General features: G+C 68.5%; 14 protein-coding genes and 3 pseudogenes. 7 read left to right on the forward strand and 10 right to left on the reverse strand.

The features are described 5' to 3' along the window. Positions 1-92: 92 nt before the first annotated feature. Positions 93-275 (reverse strand): annotated as a pseudogene (locus tag ACTWJ9_RS30930) (IS6 family transposase); the annotation flags it as partial. Positions 276-337: 62 nt separating this feature from the next. Between ACTWJ9_RS30930 and ACTWJ9_RS30935 the strand changes: the two are divergent. Then, positions 338-1,057: pseudogene (locus ACTWJ9_RS30935) on the forward strand (IS6 family transposase). 42 nt (positions 1,058-1,099) lie between these two features. On the opposite strand, the gene ACTWJ9_RS30940 reads toward ACTWJ9_RS30935, so the two are convergent. Beyond that, a complete protein-coding gene (locus tag ACTWJ9_RS30940; RefSeq protein ID WP_443295988.1) occupies positions 1,100-1,249 on the reverse strand; it encodes a hypothetical protein in 150 nt (49 codons plus the stop codon). Positions 1,250-2,084: 835 nt separating this feature from the next. Between ACTWJ9_RS30940 and ACTWJ9_RS30945 the strand changes: the two genes are divergently transcribed. After that, positions 2,085-2,654: an AAA family ATPase gene (locus ACTWJ9_RS30945; RefSeq protein ID WP_443296123.1), complete on the forward strand. Its 570-nt coding sequence runs from the start codon at positions 2,085-2,087 to the stop codon at positions 2,652-2,654. 168 nt (positions 2,655-2,822) lie between these two features. Here ACTWJ9_RS30945 and ACTWJ9_RS30950 read toward each other — a convergent pair whose 3' ends face one another. The 3 genes from ACTWJ9_RS30950 to ACTWJ9_RS30960 form a co-directional block, all read right to left on the reverse strand. Continuing rightward, positions 2,823-3,323 (reverse strand): lamin tail domain-containing protein, encoded by a 501-nt coding sequence (locus ACTWJ9_RS30950; RefSeq protein WP_443295989.1) that lies wholly within the window; start codon positions 3,321-3,323, stop codon positions 2,823-2,825. Between the two features lie 403 nt (positions 3,324-3,726). Further along, positions 3,727-4,620 carry a nuclease gene (locus tag ACTWJ9_RS30955; RefSeq protein ID WP_443295990.1) on the reverse strand — a complete coding sequence of 298 codons (894 nt, stop codon included), beginning with the start codon at positions 4,618-4,620 and terminating at the stop codon, positions 3,727-3,729. A gap of 699 nt (positions 4,621-5,319) precedes the next feature. Continuing rightward, positions 5,320-5,979, reverse strand: a complete 660-nt coding sequence (locus ACTWJ9_RS30960; RefSeq protein ID WP_443295991.1) for an HNH endonuclease family protein — start codon at positions 5,977-5,979, stop codon at positions 5,320-5,322. Positions 5,980-6,292: 313 nt separating this feature from the next. Here ACTWJ9_RS30960 and ACTWJ9_RS30965 point away from each other — a divergent pair, with 313 nt between their 5' ends. Further along, positions 6,293-6,478, forward strand: a complete 186-nt coding sequence (locus tag ACTWJ9_RS30965) for a DUF6207 family protein (RefSeq protein ID WP_443295992.1) — start codon at positions 6,293-6,295, stop codon at positions 6,476-6,478. A gap of 931 nt (positions 6,479-7,409) precedes the next feature. On the opposite strand, the gene ACTWJ9_RS30970 is transcribed toward ACTWJ9_RS30965, so the two are convergent. The 3 genes from ACTWJ9_RS30970 to ACTWJ9_RS30980 are packed head-to-tail and all read right to left on the reverse strand — an operon-like array spanning position 7,410 to position 9,623. Then, positions 7,410-7,721 (reverse strand): hypothetical protein, encoded by a 312-nt coding sequence (locus ACTWJ9_RS30970; protein WP_443295993.1) that lies wholly within the window; start codon positions 7,719-7,721, stop codon positions 7,410-7,412. Beyond that, complete coding sequence (locus ACTWJ9_RS30975; RefSeq protein WP_443295994.1) at positions 7,718-9,103, reverse strand: hypothetical protein; 1,386 nt, start codon at positions 9,101-9,103, stop codon at positions 7,718-7,720. Before ACTWJ9_RS30975 ends, ACTWJ9_RS30970 begins: the two co-directional genes overlap by 4 nt. 7 nt (positions 9,104-9,110) lie before the next feature. Then, the gene (locus tag ACTWJ9_RS30980; protein WP_443295995.1) at positions 9,111-9,623 is read right to left on the reverse strand and encodes a hypothetical protein; all 513 of its coding nucleotides are present in this window, start codon (positions 9,621-9,623) and stop codon (positions 9,111-9,113) included. 412 nt (positions 9,624-10,035) lie between these two features. Between ACTWJ9_RS30980 and ACTWJ9_RS30985 the strand changes: the two genes are divergently transcribed. The 4 genes and pseudogenes from ACTWJ9_RS30985 (at position 10,036) to ACTWJ9_RS31000 (ending at position 14,191) form a co-directional block, all read left to right on the forward strand. Next, positions 10,036-11,031 (forward strand): hypothetical protein, encoded by a 996-nt coding sequence (locus tag ACTWJ9_RS30985; RefSeq protein ID WP_443295996.1) that lies wholly within the window; start codon positions 10,036-10,038, stop codon positions 11,029-11,031. Positions 11,032-11,594: 563 nt separating this feature from the next. Next, positions 11,595-12,668: a MerR family transcriptional regulator gene (locus ACTWJ9_RS30990; protein ID WP_443296125.1), complete on the forward strand. Its 1,074-nt coding sequence runs from the start codon at positions 11,595-11,597 to the stop codon at positions 12,666-12,668. A gap of 20 nt (positions 12,669-12,688) precedes the next feature. Continuing rightward, complete coding sequence (locus ACTWJ9_RS30995; protein WP_443295997.1) at positions 12,689-13,198, forward strand: hypothetical protein; 510 nt, start codon at positions 12,689-12,691, stop codon at positions 13,196-13,198. Beyond that, positions 13,195-14,191 (forward strand): annotated as a pseudogene (locus ACTWJ9_RS31000) (IS481 family transposase). Before ACTWJ9_RS30995 ends, ACTWJ9_RS31000 begins: the two are co-directional and overlap by 4 nt. A 194-nt stretch (positions 14,192-14,385) precedes the next feature. On the opposite strand, the gene ACTWJ9_RS31005 reads toward ACTWJ9_RS31000, so the two are convergent. Continuing rightward, a complete protein-coding gene (locus ACTWJ9_RS31005; protein ID WP_443295998.1) occupies positions 14,386-15,915 on the reverse strand; it encodes a UvrD-helicase domain-containing protein in 1,530 nt (509 codons plus the stop codon). Beyond that, positions 15,912-16,388, reverse strand: coding sequence for a hypothetical protein (locus ACTWJ9_RS31010; protein ID WP_443295999.1), 477 nt, complete (start codon positions 16,386-16,388; stop codon positions 15,912-15,914). Before ACTWJ9_RS31010 ends, ACTWJ9_RS31005 begins: the two co-directional genes overlap by 4 nt. Position 16,389: the final 1 nt, after the last annotated feature.

A 16,389-nucleotide genomic window follows, 5' to 3' on the forward strand; every position in this document is an offset into this window, starting at 1 on the left:
GCTTCAGCGTCAGGATTTCGCCCGCACGGGGCTGTCACGTTGTTGGGTATGTGAGTGCCTGATGGCGCGTCGGGGCGTGGTGGGCTTGCGCTTCAGGCCTGGGGCCAGGCCGTGGTGGACCGATCGGCAGCGCCGGTGATCTGGTCCCGGAGGGCGAAGCGGACGGTCATCTCGGCGCGGTATCCGGGGGCGGTCATCAGGTGGCGGCGGGGCCGGAAGTGGGGTGAGATGCCGCTGAACGCGGCCAGGAAGCGCTGGGCTCCGCCGACGGGGCGCTGTCACGTTGGCTGGCGGGGTGGAATGATCTTCGGGTTGATCATGGTGGAGGGGGTTGTCCGTGGACAGCGCGCCGCCGTCGTACAAGGGCCACCGGTACCCGGTCGAGGTGATCTCCCACTGCGTGTGGCGGTACTTCCGCTTCCCGTTGTCATTCCGTGAGGTGGAGGAGCTGATGCTGCAGCGCGGCGTCATCGTGTCCCACGAGACGATCCGCCGGTGGTGTCTGAAGTTCGGGCAGTCCTACGCCAACGCGCTGCGCAGCCGCCGGCCCCGGCCCGGGGACACGTGGCCCCTGGACGAGGTCTTCATCACGATCAACGGCGAGCAGAAGTACCTCTAGCGCGCGGTCGACCAGGACGGCAACGTGCTGGACGTCCTCGTCCAGAACCGGCGCAACAAGGCCGCGGCCAGGCGCTTCTTCCGTCGGCTCCTCAAAGGAATCGGGGCCGTGCCGAGGATGATCGTCACCGACCAGCTCTGCTCCTACCGCGCGGCCCACCGCCAGGTGATGCCCTCGGTCGAGCACCGCTCCCACAAAGGCCTGACCAACCGGGCGGAGAACTCCCACCAGCCGACGAGGCAGCGCGAACGGGCGATGAAGGGCTTCCGCAGTACCGGCGGGGCGCAGCGGTTTCTGTCCGCCTTCAGCGGTATCTCGCCCCACTTCCGGCCCCGCCGCCACCTGATGACCGCCCCCGGATACCGCGCCGAGATGACCGTCCGCTTCGCCGTCTGGGATCAGGTCATCGGCGTCGCCGGCCTGCCTGCCGCGGCCTGAGCACAGGCCCGGGCCGCGGGCCCACCACGCCCCGACGCACCATCAGACAGTCACGCACCCAACAACGTGACAACGCCGCCCTTCCAGCTGCCGCTTCAGGACGGCGCTCTGATGGCGCAGGGCCAAGATCTCGATGTCCTTCTCACGGTCGCTCGTCGGCAGCAGCCGCAGCATCGCGAACGTGTTCGTCATACCCGGGTACGCCAGTCCCAGCCGCAACACCGTGCTGCGGCTGACGGACACCCCGAAGACTCGTGCCATCCGGGCACCGGCCCGGCCGGCCAGGGCGAGGCCGACCGCGGCCGGCGTCGAACGCAGGCGCTCGGTCCCCCGGCTGTGCCGCCGGGGCAACCCCGGTAGTTACTCGACAAACGTCCGCCGTCCGCACGCAGCGTTCCGGCAGAAGAACCGGCGGACCCACAGGCAGAGAACCACCCGCCGCCCCGCGCTGGGAACATCGGCGGGAAACCGCAGGCAGGAGCTGTGTATTCGGCTCCACTGGCTCGCGTAGCTCGGACACCCCGCCTCGGCCGCCGTACTGCGGGCCTCGATGCGTATCGCCTCGTGGTTCACGTTCACCCACAGCACCACCACGTCCGCGATCGACGGGAACAACAGCCCCTCCAGCCGGAGCGATGTCTCTTCCACGACGCTGAACTGTCGGCCACCCCAAGGTCGGTACTGATCATTTTCAGGCAACCTCCGGGAGGCCGATCCGAGCATCAGTCGTCACTCAGCGTGCCGCCTTCACGGAAAGCGAGCCAGAACCCCTGAAGATGAACGAAGCCACCCGTGGCCAAGTTTCGGAAGTACTACACGGGGTCCTTCTTCCTCGAGTGCCAGACAGACCTCGCGCCCGTGATTCCGAGCGAGGACTACGCGGGCGCTCAGCAGCGCGTGTGCCGACGGATGTTGAGACGTTTCGTGAACCGCCCACGTTCCCCGGCCTCGATGGCACGGCCCGTGCCCGCGCCGTCGCCCGCAGCGCACCTGTGGTTTGTCTGCAGGCCGGTAGCGTGGCCTGGTGATGGTGGGAAGTGAAATCACCCGGCTCGTCGTTGTTCGAGGGAACTCGGCGTCCGGAAAGTCCTGCGTGGCAGCAAAGATCCGTGACCGGTTCGGCCGCGGCCTGGCCCTGGTCTGGCAGGACAACCTGAGGCGGACCGTGCTGCGTGAGCACGATGTGCCTGGCGGCGCGAATATCGGACTGATCGACACCGTCGCCCGCTACGCACTGGACGCCGGCTACCACGTCGTGGTCGAGGGCATCCTGTACGCCGACCGGTACGGTGACATGCTCGCGGGCCTGGTCGCCGACCACCGCAGCGTCTCCCGATGCTATTACCTCGACATTCCCCTCGAGGAAACACTGGCCCGGCACGTCTCGAAGGCCGATGCCGACTACCTGGCCCACGTCACCGAGCGACACCTACGCGATTGGTCCCGCCAGCGCGACCTCCTGCCCGGCAGCCTGGAGACCGTCATCGGAGCCGCCAGCACCCTTACCGACACCGTCGGGCGCATCATGCTCGAGACCCGGCCTCGCAGACCGGGGCTGACGATTCAGCAGCCGGCGACTGCGTCCTGGGCGTCATGACCGGCCCAGGTTCGGGCCGGTCAGTCCTGGCGTAATGCGGCAGGTCACTCCGGCGGGACGCCCTGTCCTGGAAGTCGGGCATGAGGTGCACACGGCCGGAGGCGACGGGCGGCGTCCCCGCCGGTGAAGCCGGGTGGGGCGCCGCTGTGTCTGGCGATGAGGGCTGGTTCAGCCGTGGTAGGTGATGTAGCCGTTGCCGTCGCGGTCGTTGGCCTTCTTGGTGTAGGCGTGGACGTCGGCGCGGGCGCCGGAGGGCTTGTAGAAGTAGATGGTGTCCTTGTCGTTGTTCCAGATGAAGTTGCAGTTCTGGCGGTAGGCGACGTTCTTGGCGTCGGAGTCGGTGCCGCGGCCGCCGCGCAGGTGGACGTAGTCACCGGGCTCGAGGGTGTGGCTGTTCTTGAAGGTGAACGTGTTGCCGGCGGCGTCCTTGACGACGTAGCCCTTCAGGTTCACTTTCGCCGTCTTCGAGTAGTTCTTGATCGTCAGGTACTCCTTGTGGGTGTTGCCACCGGAGCACTTGTTGGAGTCCCGGCCGGGGGCGTCGTACTGGACGCCCTTGATCTTCAGCGCCGAGGAGTACTCGGCGGCGTGTGCCGGCGCGGCGGTGAGGCTGAGCGTGCCGACGGCGGCCACGGCCGCGGCGACGGGCAGGGTACGGCTGATGCGCATGCGGGTTCCCCCCTGATGGTGCGTATGGAGCACCGGGGAGCATACCGAACCCGTGATCACGATATGGTCAAATGATGAAGTAAATGTGAAGGCGGGACGTTGTGGTGCGGGTCGTCGAGGGAAGTGGGTGGGGCGGAGAACCGGGTACGGCTGAGCGGCGGCTCTCCTGGCAGACAGACCTGCGTCGCAGGACCACCGGGCGTGTGCTTGGCCCTCTTGGCCGCCGTGAGCACATGAGCGACATCGTCCGGGCCGTCGCCGGACTGCCGGCCCCTCAGCAGAGCGCGGAGCTGACGTCGGCACAGCAGATATGAGCATCGGCCCCACCGCCGTCCTCGACGCCTTGCTGCCCACCGTGCACGAGCTCGTCAGTGACCAGTCGGGGGGCTCAAGGTCAGCGGGGTCACTTCTCGACGATGGTGATGTCCTCGATCGGCCTGGTCATCCTGATGGTGTTGTCGGCGATCTCGATGACGTGCTGCAGTCCATGGATGGACTTCTCCTGCCCGGAGAGGCGGAACTCTTCGTACTCGCCGGCCAGGTAGGCGGGAAAGCAGGTCAGGGAGGGCCCGAAGAGGCGGATGTAGTCCGCGAGGCGGCGGAACAGCTTCGGGAGGATCACCTGGCGCGCGGTGATGGACTCGAGGTCCTCGATCTTGGCGCCGTCCTCGAAGGTCACGTCCCTGGCCCACACACTGTTGAGGGCCTTGTCGGCGCGTGCCTGCCGGGTAGTTCTGGCCATGTCATCGCGCAGTTCTTCGGGGAGTCTGCTGTAGAAGGTCGGGTAGACCAGGCCGAGTTCAAGCAGCCGGTGGTTGGCAGTCTGGTGCAGGTGGTCGGTGGTCACGATGGTGCGCCTGCCGTTCTTGAGACCTGGCGGCAAGTCGCCTCGGCCGACCAGGGCGATACAGCGGCCGAAGATGTCGGCGCCGCTCGCGAGGATGAAGCCGGGCACGGTCTCCGGGGTCGAGGCGGTGACCTTTTCCCTCTCGTCCATGAGGACGGTGCCGAAGCCCAGCCAGGACAGCAACTCGTCGCGGGCGGCGCGAGCTCCCAGGTTCAGTGGCTGGTGAACCTCCTCGGGGCCAACCCCCTTGTAGTGGGTCTCCAGTGCGTCGATGGCGTCCATCCGGACCGTACCGCCGCCACGACTGTTGCGCTCGACCCGGCTTCTGCCGGGCACGTCGCACCAGAAGCCCGGGTCCTGGGGCAGAAAGGAGACGGTGTCGCCGTCGGGCCGGGTGTTGATGATCCGGTACGTCCCCTTGATTGCCAGCATGGGCATGGGCGTGGGCATGGATGTCTCCAGTGGCGTGGGGGGGGTGCGTCGGAGGCCATTGTCATTCCGCAGGACGAGGAAATGCGGGACCGACCAGGGGACGCGCGAGCAGGAGGGTGGCGCCGCGTGCGAACGAGTGAGCGGGCCTTGTTCGAGGGCCAGGCCCCCGCGTCCGGTCTCTCGGGTCACCGATGCTCCCTTGTCCTGCATGTCCGCCGCGCCGGCCCACCGGCCGTCCCGCTCCGAGCGGCCGGCACCGCTGGAGTCCGCGCGGCTGGATGAGATCGCGACCGGTCTGCGGCCGCTCCTGGAGGACACGGCACGCGCCGGCGCCACCCCCAGCCGGGCGCTGATCCGCAAGCGGCTGCCCGGACTGCCCCGGCTTCACCGCGACGACGAATGCGTGATCCTGTGGCTGGTCGACGAGGACCGCCAGGACGGAGAACCGTTCCTGGCGGCACTCGTGACGGTCGGCAACCGGCAGATGCACCCGCGCTTCCCCGCCGTCGCCGAACAGTTCGGACTGTCATGCGGCGCGAACACCGCTCAGCGGCAAACAACATGGAGTTACGAAAGTCCTGAAAGTCCACCAGCGCTGGCGTCACCGGCGGCCCTAGCACTGCCCTGCTCTGGTGCTTCACGACGCCGGCCACCCTCACCACCGGGCGCGGCCCTGTCCCGGGTGGCCGACGGCTTGGGCGTCAGCCGCCCGACGGGCTATGCGGCCGGTTCGTACGTCACGGTCTGGTCCGGGCAGCCGGCCGCCACCTCGCGCAGGGCCGCCACCTCGGTCTCGTCGGCCGTTAGGCTCCAGCGGAGCTTGGTGGCGACCCACTCAGCAACGTACCGGCAGTGCACCCCTGCAGCCGGTGGCAGCCACTCGGCGGGGTCCTGGTCGGCCTTGGACCGGTTCGAGCGGGCGGTGACGGCAGCCAGGCTGGCGTCGGCGCCCTGGTCGTTGGCGTACGCCTCGCGGCGCTGTGCCGTCCACGCCGACGCCCCGCTGTCCCAACTCTCCGCCAGGGGCACCATGTGGTCAAGGTCCAGGCCGGAGGCCGACGTCACCCACACCTGGTCGTAGTACGACCACCAGCGCCCGCCCGTCAGACGGCAGCCAGGCCCGATCGTGGGGGGTTCGACGGCCTCGGCGATGAGGACTTCGGCGCGCGTATTGCAGCCATCGGACGGGGTGGCGCCGGCGTTCCAGTGGCGGAAGGCGTCCCGGTCGTAGCCGTCCCGGGACTCGGTGCCCACCGGCAGGCGGGTGACGGCTTCGGTCAGGGGAAGCGTCTCTGCCGCGTGGGCGGGCGTGGGGACGGTGAGGGGCAGGACGGCGAGGGAGGCGGCGGCCAGGCCGCGCAACACAGTTTTGAGCATGAGCCGTTCATAGCGGCCCACGGCGGGGCGCGATCAACTGTTCGCCGAATGCGCCGCCCATGTGGGTGCAATGGTCGTACCGGGAACCGGGCCGATCAGCCTGCCTGCAGGGCATCGCGCCCAAGCGCGTCCGTACGCTCCGGCTACCGGAGAACAGCGTATTGATCATTTTCCCGTACGGCCGGGCGAGCAGGCTGCGGGAAGTCAGCACGCATGTCCGGCTGTACCCGGTCGGGTGACGCTGCCCGGACGGGAGAACTTCGAAGGACGTCGGGGCGTCGTGCCGGGTATGAGAGCGATCAACGATGCGCATGTGGCAGAGCCGGGACTTGCGGTGGTGGAGGTCGCGGCCGCCGATGACGAGACGGCGTTCGCGGTCCAGGAGCTGCTCGCCACGCGGTGGGCGGTTGCGCCGACGGACCGCACGATCCACGAACCGGGCGAGCCGGGTGTACGGCTGCGCTGTTTCCTGGACCTGCGGCAGCAGCCCGACTCGTAGATGAGGAAGGCATACGAGTGACTTCCTGGACGCTGCCGGACCAGTGCTGAGCGCCCCGTCCCGGAGCTGATCTGCCGCCAGGCTGGGCGGGCGAGCCGAAGTGGGACGGGTTCCTCCGGGCGGCCGTCTCCGTCGACGCAAGCTGGGTGGTGCTGCGCTCCAGGTGCGGCACAGAGACGGGGCCAGCGTTCCCGGAGATCGTGGCGGAGGTCGCACAGCTGCCGGACACGACCGCGCTGGACGGGTTATGTGACCTGCCGGCGTGTATCACCCAGCCGATGTCTCATGGGTGCCTATGACGCGGAGCTCCAACGCGACAGGCACTGTTAGGACGGAGCCCAGCGGGATCGAACTCGTGGACGGAGCCGCATTGTGGGTCCGCCCGCTGGCACGCCGACGGGCCTGATCATCGGTGATGTTCGGCCGAAGCTCACTGGAGGGGCCTGGGTGGGGCGTTGTCTGGAGTCCTTCGGAAACTGGGTGTCCTTGGGCTCGACGCGTTCGATGACGTTCTGGGTGGCTCACCGGCCGGGCGGCGGCGTGAAGCTCTCCTAAGCGTGGACGGCAGCGGAAAGCCGCTCGGCGATCGCATCCATCAACTCGCCGTGGTGAGCGGGCTCGACGCGGCTGATTGGCTGCCCATCGACGACCAGCAGAAGGATGTCTTCCACCGAGGTTGGGAGGCGTACGCGCTGCCGTCCCGTCCTCGCCGACGTCCAGGGCGGCGAGCGGAGTCCGGAGCAGGGCCGCGAGTACACGCACCGGGTCGGAGTGCCCCGCCAGGGTCCAGACATCGTGCGGTCGGCAGCGTCGCCCCAGTACTTGAAGGATGAGCACGGCCGGTGGCGCGCCTGGGGGGCGTTGGTGCGGGGGAGTGATTTGGCAGGAGACCCCATGCACCGTCCAGCGGTACATGGGGCTGCTGTGCCGCTCAGCCGCCGACGCCCTGCGGATAGGTGTGCACGATGTACGCCCAGCGTGCTACGCCCACTACCAGGAAGATCAGCGGGGGGGCCAGCCATCCGCGGCTGAGGGTCTGCCGCCGCACGGGGACCAGTGCGAGCAGGAAGGTGATGACGCCGAGCGTGATCAGCAGTGCTGACGCGAACTCGATCCCTGTCAGGGTGCTTTCGTCCCAGGAACCCTGCGGCTGAGTGACGAGTGCGCCGTAGGCGACGTAGGCGCTGAGCAGGTTGGCAAGTATAAGGGCTGCTCCCCAGGGCCCTCGTAGCAGGCCGGTCACTTCAGGGCGCTCCTTGCGTCGTCCAGGTTCCTGTCGAAGCCGCGGCCGTAGGCCTGGGCCTTTTCATCCTGCCAGTAGGGACCGCCGTTGTAGCGGGCGGCGAGTTCCTGGCGCTGTTCTCGTGTCATTTCGTCCGACGGTACGTCGGCGAAGCCGCTCTCTTCCTTGAGCATGGCCAGGTACTCGGACGCGATGAAGATGTTCTGTCCGGGGTCCTGGAGTGAGGTTTCGATGGTGTTCCGTTGCCCCTCTGTGAGGTTTGCCGGATCGTATCCGAGGACCTCCGCCGCCCGCCTCACCTGGATGGCGATGGGGCCGAAGGACGTCTCGTCCGGGGAGCCGCCGAGCCGTGAGGGCAGGTTCTCCGGGGTGCTGTCCAACCAGCCGTCCTCGGCCAGTTCGCGGATGGTGTCGACGCCGTCGTCCATCCAGCCCCATTGTCCGCCGACCTCCTGCCAGGCGATCCCCGCAACCATGTCGGGGGGCAGGCCGGATCGCTGTGCCGCTTCGGAGATGATGTCTTTGTTCGCCGCGATCCATTCGCGGCGTTCCTCAGCGTTCCTTGGCACAGCCCAGTAAGCGTCGGTGGCCTCGGGTAGCGCGGTGAGGCGCATCTTGATGTCCATGAGAGCCGGCGATACGTCGTCGTTCCCCACTTTTTTGGTGAATTCCGCTTTGGATCCGCTGCCGGGGAGGTGGGCGAGTGGATCCCTGCTGGCTTCGGCGGCTTCGGCTCTGAGCGCGGGAATGGCGTCGATCAGGCTCTTCGCGTCGGCGAAGTCACCGCCGTGGAAGTCGGGCAGGGCGTTGTATGCCTTGTCGAGTGCCGCCGTGCATGTGTGCCGTGCTTCGCTTTCTACGGTCTTGGCGCGGTGATAGGCCGCGCTGGCCTGATCGTGGGCACGGTTCGCGTCATCCTTGATGTCGTCGATGTCCACCGTGAGTTCGGCGGCCCAGTCCAGGAAGCCCGTCGTGCCCCGCAGGTCCTCCCACTGACGCATCGGCCCGGCCTCTTGCGCCTGACGTGTTACGGCGTCCGCGACCTGGGAGATGAGGCCGGCCAGCGTCTGCTCCGCCGACTTGCCGTCCGAGTAGTGGGACTTGGCGGTCTGCAGCGCCGAGGCATAGTGCAGGAGCGCGGTCTGCGCCTTGTCATAGCCGTCGGCCAGGTGCGTGATCAGGTCGCGTGCCTCGCGGAGCCGATTGTCGTAGGGCTTGCGGTTTTCGCTCACCCACTGCGTGTGGGTGGCCGCCCGCTTCGCACCGGGCTCGATATCAAGCAGCAGGTCACGCAGCCTCTTGAACTCCAGGGCGTTGCGTTCCACGAGAGCGGGGTTGCAGTCGTCAAGGAAGTTGACGTCCTGTCGGTAGGTGTAGGCCACGGGAGTCTCACCTGTCTTCCGGGGCCGTGTACTGCCCGAGCTCGAGGATGGCGTTCATCATGCCGCTGGCAACTTCGCCGTCGCAGTCGACGAACGTGCCATTCGCTTCCCTGAGACGTGTGGACAACGCGGCGAGCAGCGATGTGACGTCCTGGTACTGGTCGTCCGCGAAACGGGCAAAACGATCGACCTTCGCCGCGACGTCCGCATGTGAGCGTGGCGCGCGCGCCATTGTGCAGAGGTCACCGTCGGGCCGACCCTCGTAGAGGAGCCCTGCCAGTTCGATCAGTGAGTTCGAGTTCCCGTTGAGTGAGTCGTGGTTGACGCCGAGCTCATCCCCCTTGCCGCCTTGACCGCCGCCCCCGCCGGTTCCGGTGCCGGTGGGATACTGATTGAGCTGCATCCGCGCCGAATGCCGTTCGGCCGCCTGGGCCTTCAGCTGCTCCCACTCATCCCATGCCATAAGCTCTTTGTCCCCCAACAGTTCGTGCGGCGAGTCCGCCGCACCGGCCTCCATCATCCCTCCGGCCCCATCCCGAGGGTGCTACACGGACAGGCCTTGACCCAAGGCGACTCCGACGGCGCCGGAGTCGCGCCGCACGTGGTCGGCCCCACCACGTCGGTCCGGCCCGGTCCGCGGCGGCACCCGAGCGGTGATTTTCCTTCGCGTACACGGGCGCAGTGTAGAGAGCCGGTTCCCCCCGGAAGGGAGTCAGCGGCTGCAGAGTGTTTCGGACCAGTAACGGAGCGGCCCTTCAAGGATGAGGGCGTCCCTGCGGCTATAGCCCGGGGCACGACGTCTGTCACCGCGCTGGCCACTGCCGAGCGAACGCTGGGGGCTGCACATTCCTGGTGTCCTCTTGGGCCTTGCTGCGTAACCCTGGGAGGACACCACCGTCCCCCGCACGGAGTCCCCTCATGGAGATGACCCGATGAAGCGCCGCAACCTCTTGCACGGCGCGCTGGCCGCCGGCCTCACCGCCCCGGCCCTCGCCGTCCTCACCGCCGCCTGGACCGACGTCGACCAGACCCTCTCCCCCGACGTACCCCGGGACCTGCCGGACCTGGAAGCGGCAGCCGAGAGCTATGGGTACGGCTACCACGGACAAGCGCCCACCCGCGTCCTGGCCGACCTGGTCACCGACTTCACGACCCTGCGCCCGCTGCTCACCGTCCCTCAGCCCGCCCCCGTACGAGCGCGGCTGTGCCGGACGGCCGGGCAGATGGCCGGGATGACCGCGATCGTCTTACACGACCTGGGCAGCCGCCGGGAATCCCGCGTCTGGTTCGTCACCGCCGCCCGGGCCGCCGCCGAATCCGGCGATCCCCAGCTGCACGCCTGGGTCCTGGCCCGCGAGGCGATGGTGCCGCTCAACTACGGCGCCCCGAAGGCGGCGGCCGGCCTCGCTGAACGGGCCCGTCACGTCGCCGGGCACCGACCGACCGCCGCGGCGACACTGGCGGCCGCCGTCGCCGCCCGCGCCTACGCCCTCAACCAGCAGACCGAGCAAGCCCACACCGCGCTCGAGGCCGCCGACGCCCTCATGGACCGGCTCCCCGAAGGCGAGCGGTCGGACACCTGGCTGACGTACGGCGAGCAAAAGCACCACGTCCACCTCAGCCACGCCTTCACCACGCTCGGGGACACCCGCCGCGCGAACGAGAGCCAGCAGCACGCCCTGGAGCTGTCCACGCCGACCAGCACCATGACGCGCACCCTGCTGAACATCGACGCGGCGGCATGTTCCCATCACGACGGCGACACCGAGCAGGCATGCCGCCGTACGGTCACCGCCCTGACCGCGCTGCCTGCGGACTACCTCACCGGCCTGGTCCGCCGCCGCGCCCTGGACCTGTACGAGGCGATCCCCGCTCAGCACCACCGCGAGCGCGCTGTACGGGAACTACGCGACGTCGTAGCCGGCTGACAACGACGACTCCCACAGCGGGCGGTCACGCCCGGTCCCCTCGGCCACCCCCATCCTGGGCCACCGACGTCCTGGGCGTCGGCCATCCGAGGAGCTATGGAGCCGGCTCGTAGGTCACGGTCTGACCCGGGCAGCCAGCCGCCACCTCACTCAGGGCCGCTACCTCGGCTTCGTCGGCCTGACGATCGCCGGCGGCCGAGGATCGCAACCTCTCGCGGCTGGTGTTCTGGCAGGGATGCTCCATCGCCGTGCTGCTGTGTCAGGCTCTCCGAGCCACTCTGCCGCATCCGGTGCTGCCGAGACTCGCGAACAATTCGAACGCCCCCGGCCGCCTCCCAAAGTCGTCTGCATGGCAACACGCCGCGCAGCGACCTGGGCCACGAGGTGACCCCAAACCACTCCCGCCAGGATATCGACGGCTGGCCGGGAAACTCAGGGAGCGCGGCGGACAGGGACCGTACGGTGTGAAGCAGAGTCGAGCGCTAGGTGTTGCTGGCCATGACGTTGGTGACGCCCCGCATCGATGTTGACCTTCGAGTTGGTTGAAGCTCAATGATGGCGAGGTGCCAGATTCTGAGCTGATGCCGATCGGCGTCTTTGCCCAGCGCAGTGGGCTGACCTCCAGTGCGTTGCGGTTCTACGCCGACTCCAGGCTGCTGCCCCCTGCCGAGGTAGACCCGGTCACGGGCTACCGCTATTACGGCGCTGACCAGGTGGCGCGGGCGACCGCGCTGCGTCAGCTCCGCGAGATCGCCATGCCCCTCGCCGCGGTCGAGGCGGTTCTCGACGCCGGGCCCGACGAGGCGGCAGGGCTGCTCGACGAGCATGTCGCCAGGATGGAAGGGGACGCGGCGGCGGCACGGCAGAAGGCTGCGGTCATCAAGTCCGCGCTCGGTGGCAACCTGCCCGGTCCGCAGGTTGCCGCGCTGAGGGGGCCCGTGCTGGCGGAGGCGGTCGAGCAGGTCCTGACCGCGACCGTGCACGAGCCCGGGATGGCGGTGCTCGCCGGACTGCACATCGAGGCGAGTCACGAGGCAATCGTCCTCACGGCAACCGACCGGTACCGGCTTTCCACCCGGACCATGGTGCCGGCGCGGTCGGCGGAGCAGACGTGGGCCGGTACGGTCGGCGGCGACGATATGCGGGCTGCGGTCTCTGAGGTCCGGCGCAGTGCGCTGGTCCGCATCGAAGTGGTGCCGCACGGGATCTGGCTGCGCATGCCCGAGCGGGAGGACCGGCACTGCCGGTTGTTGCCCGAGGAGTTTCCCGACTATCGACTGATGCTCGCGTCACTGGGCGAAGCCACCACTCGCGCGACGGTCTCGAAGGACCTGCTGCTGCGCGCCTTGGAAGAACACCCCGGCGAACGCATCGCACTGCACATCGACGATCACGAAGTGAACGTCCGGTCAGCACACAACGAGCACTCCGGTATCTCAATCCCAGCCACCGTGACGGGCGAGGCCGTCCAAGTCTGGTTCGAGATGATCACGCTCTATCCCGCCGTGAGCACGGCGCTCGGCCCCGAAGTGATGCTCGACCTGAGGGGACATGACCAGCCCGTCACGATTCGCTCCGCCGATCGCGGCGATCTCACCACCCTGGCCATGCCCGTCCAGTTCGGCCGCTCAGCCTGAGAACGACAACGAGGAACCTCATGACGACCACACCTGTCACCCCCGACCCGACCATGGAAGCCATCGGTCAAGCCGTCATCGAAGGCCGAACGGGCAACACCGCCTCGGCCCGCCACAAGCTCCTGAACCTGTGGTCGCAGATCGGCGTCACCGGCGATCCGCTGCACCGTTGCTCACTCGCCCACTACCTGGCGGATCTCTACGAAGATCCCGCCCAGGCCCTCGCCTGGGACGTCCGGGCCCTGGACGCCGCCGACGCCGTGACCGAGCAGCGCGTCCAGGAGCACCATGCCAGCCTCCACATCGCCGGGTTCTACCCCTCCCTCCACCTCAACCTGGCCGACAACTACCGCCGACTCGGTTCCTTCGACGCTGCCACCGAGCACATCAACGCAGCCAAAGAACACGCGCCCGACCTCCCGCAGGACGCCTACGGTGCCGTCCTGCGCACCGCCCTGGACGAGGTGGCAGAGGCAATCTCCCAGCGGAACACCGCCAAGCGGCCCTCCGCGCCCGGTCCCACTACGTGACGCACCGGAACGTACCCCTCATCGTCGAGGGACGCCGTCGACTGGTCGAGCGTTGCCGGACGAGGCCGATCGCGCACGTTGCAGCCGAGATGGGGATCTCCCGCGCGTGCGCGTCGAAGTGGGTCAATCGGTATCGGCGCCACGGCGAACTCGGGCTGGAGGACCGCTCCTCTGCGCCGCATCACCAGCCGATCGCGACATCGTCCGAGGTCCTCGTACTCATCGAACAGCTGCGCCGGACCCACAAGTGGTCCGCGTCCCGGATTGCCTTCGAGCTGTCCCAGGTCGGCACGCCAATCAGCCGACGGGCTGTGAGCAGGCACTTGGCTGAGCTCGGCATCAGCCGACGCCGATTCGTCGACCCGAATGGTGAGGTCAACCGACAACCGCGGAGAATTCAAGCCCAACGGCCGGGCCACATGGTCCACATCGACGTGAAGAAGGTAGGCCGCATCCCCGACGGCGGAGGTTGGCGCGCACACGGACGTGGCAGCGACCAGGCCAAAGCCGTCAACCGGAGAAAAAAGACGGAGCGCGGCGGGTACGTCTACCTACACTCAGCCGTAGACAGGTACAGCCGCCTCGCCTACACCGAAGCGCTGCCTGACGAGAAGGCCACCACCGCAATCGCCTTCCTCCACCGTGCGCGCACCTGGCTGGCCGCACACGGGATCGCACGCATCGAACGAATCGTGACAGACAACGGCGCCTGTTACCGCGCCGAGAGCTTCACCCGGGCCCTTCTCGGCGCCAGGCACCAGCGCATCGCGCCCTACACCCCACGCCACAACGGCAAAGTCGAGCGGTACAACCGCATCGGCCGAAGAGTTCCTCTACGCCCGGACGTGGACGTCAGAAGCCCAACGCGCTCATCTCCTGGGCCGCTGGATCGTCCACTACCACTACCACCGACCGCACACCGCGCTCGGGAACCAACCACCTGCAGCACGACTACCGCACGGCGTCACCAACGTCATGACCTCCTACACCTAGACCTCGACGAGCCAGGTCGTCTCAGCAGTCAGCCCCGCCCGGTTAGACGGCCGGGCGGGGCTGATCAGTATGTGTAGCCGTGAAGGGCGGTCGCCTACGCGGCGAAAGGCTCTGCAGGGCTTCAGCCGAACGATCGTCCCTGCAGGCGATAGGTGAGGCCCGGGGACACTGTCCCCTCCACAACCACGTTCCTTTCAACCGTGTGCGCCAGGCAGTTGTTCCCGGGCAGGAGTCTCGTTTTGGGAGGGCTGTTCTGGCAGGTCGTGGTGGCCGTAGGGGTGGTCGTGGATCCAGGACAGGCCTCCCAGATCCAGGCGCCGGCGGGTGCGGGTGACGGCCACGTAGGCCAGGCGGGCTTCCTCATCGTCAATGGGGTCGGGCGGCGCCGGAACACCCGTGCGCTCACCGAAGTGGTTGTCCCGGGACCGGTCGAAGTCGTCGGCGATCAGCACACGGGGCCATTCGCGCCCCTTGGCTTTGTGGGCGGTGGAGACGGTGACCTGGGCGTGTGACTCGGGGACAAGGTGGTCGACGGCGGTGAGGATGGCCTCGGTGCCGTGGGTGTCGACGAGGTGGACCAGGGGCTGCAGGTCGCGTCCGGCCGGGTCGTGGGCGGCGTAGTCCTGCAGGTCGCCCCAGGAGGGGAAGAGGGTCAGTTCGGGGTGGTGGGTGCGGTGGCCCTCCTTCAGGTCGCGGGCGGCAAGGGCGAGGGCGCGCAGGCTGTCTCCTCCCCCGGCCAGGGCGACGGAGTGTCCGGCGGCCATGAGGGCCATGACCTGGGCCATGGCGCCGGCGTTGGTGCGGCACAGCACGGCGTCCGGGCGGGCGACGGGGCCGAGTTCGGTGGGCACGGTGGGGGTGCCGGTCAGGCGGATGGGGGCGTCGGCCAGGTGGAGCCAGCGGTTGGCTTCCGCGGCGAGGTCGGGGCCGAAGCGGAAGGACTGCGACAGGGCGAGCTGGGTGCCGTCGAAGCCGGTCATGACGTCCTTGGCGCCGCGCCAGTGGTAGATGGCCTGGGCGGAGTCGCCGACCATGACCAGCTGGGCGTGGCCGCGCTGGGCGAGGAAGATCTGTTCGACGACGGGGTTGGTGTCCTGGGCCTCGTCCAGCAGCAGGAAGTCGGCCTCGAGTTTCGGCTGGGTGAGGGCCCAGGTCTTCAGGTAGTGGTCGTGGGCGAAGCGCACCGCGCCGTCGTCGGGGTGTTGCAGGTCGGCCCAGGCCTTGCGGGCGAAGGGCACGATGTGGGCGGCGAGCTGGGCGTGGAGGTCGCTGTCTTCCAGGCCGCGCAGGCGGGGGACGTGGTGGCGGGTGATCGTGGTGTCGGCGGTGTGGCAGAAGCGCATCACGGTGCGCAGGGTGGCGTTGGAGAGGGCCTTTTGGGTGACGTCGCGGTCGCCGATGCGGAGGGCTTTGGTGAGGCCGAGGGCCTGTCCGGTCTGCCAGGCCGGGCGGCGGGGTGCGTTCAGGCGGCGGGTGTAGCGGTGGCCGACGGCGGCGTAGGCCAGGGCGTGGGCGGTCTTGCACAGGACGTTCCTGGGGAAACGGCGGCTGGCGTCCTGGGCGATGGCGCGGTTGTAGGCGAGGTAGCGGCCGCGGCGGGCGGTGGTGCGGGCGAGCAGGGTCAGGGTGGTGGTCTTGCCGGTGCCCGCGCCGGCCTGGACCGTCAGGTGGTCGCCGGTGGTGAAGGCGTCGGCTGCGGCGGTCTGCTCGTCGGTCGGGTTCATGGCGTGGTTCCTTGAGAGTCTCGGGTGAGCGCGTGCCCCATCGCGGCCAAAAGGTGGGCGGGGGCGGTGTGGGCAAGAAGCCGGCGCACTTCATGCTCGAGGCATTTCACTTCGTGATCGGCGTGCTCGGCGAGGGCCCGGTGGACGGCTCGTTCCAGGAGGCACTCGGGCTTCTGTCCTGTCTGGAGGGCCGTCGTCCGAAGGGCTGCGTGTGCGGCGGGCGGGAGGGCGACGTTGAGCAGCACCTGTCCGCTCGCGTCCGGGTAGTGGGTGGTGATCACGTCGAGGGGGAGCCGGTCTTTGAGGCGTCGGCGCAGCCGGTGGGCGGCCCGGTCGGGGGTCTTGGCGGGTACGAGTGCCATCAGGCGGGTGGTGTCGCAGTTGGCGGCGAGCGGCATCCTGCGGCAGGCCGCGTCGAGTTCGGCCGGGTGCAGGGGGCGGGTGAGGGTGATCTCCAGGGCGTGGTGCGGCATC

This window comes from Streptomyces sp. GDS52 (assembly GCF_052246875.1).
GTDB classification, from domain to species: domain Bacteria; phylum Actinomycetota; class Actinomycetes; order Streptomycetales; family Streptomycetaceae; genus Streptomyces; species Streptomyces cathayae.

What these genes read in the sequence shown, in the direction of transcription:
- ACTWJ9_RS30940 (WP_443295988.1), bottom strand. Translation starts at nt 1,249, where the DNA reads ATGACGAACACGTTCGCGATGCTGCGGCTGCTGCCGACGAGCGACCGT.
- ACTWJ9_RS30945 (WP_443296123.1), top strand. Translation starts at nt 2,085, where the DNA reads ATGGTGGGAAGTGAAATCACCCGGCTCGTCGTTGTTCGAGGGAACTCG.
- ACTWJ9_RS30950 (WP_443295989.1), bottom strand. Translation starts at nt 3,323, where the DNA reads ATGCGCATCAGCCGTACCCTGCCCGTCGCCGCGGCCGTGGCCGCCGTC.
- ACTWJ9_RS30955 (WP_443295990.1), bottom strand. Translation starts at nt 4,620, where the DNA reads ATGCCCACGCCCATGCCCATGCTGGCAATCAAGGGGACGTACCGGATC.
- ACTWJ9_RS30960 (WP_443295991.1), bottom strand. Translation starts at nt 5,979, where the DNA reads ATGCTCAAAACTGTGTTGCGCGGCCTGGCCGCCGCCTCCCTCGCCGTC.
- ACTWJ9_RS30980 (WP_443295995.1), bottom strand. Translation starts at nt 9,623, where the DNA reads ATGATGGAGGCCGGTGCGGCGGACTCGCCGCACGAACTGTTGGGGGAC.
- ACTWJ9_RS30985 (WP_443295996.1), top strand. Translation starts at nt 10,036, where the DNA reads ATGAAGCGCCGCAACCTCTTGCACGGCGCGCTGGCCGCCGGCCTCACC.
- ACTWJ9_RS30995 (WP_443295997.1), top strand. Translation starts at nt 12,689, where the DNA reads ATGACGACCACACCTGTCACCCCCGACCCGACCATGGAAGCCATCGGT.
- ACTWJ9_RS31005 (WP_443295998.1), bottom strand. Translation starts at nt 15,915, where the DNA reads ATGAACCCGACCGACGAGCAGACCGCCGCAGCCGACGCCTTCACCACC.
- ACTWJ9_RS31010 (WP_443295999.1), bottom strand. Translation starts at nt 16,388, where the DNA reads ATGCCGCACCACGCCCTGGAGATCACCCTCACCCGCCCCCTGCACCCG.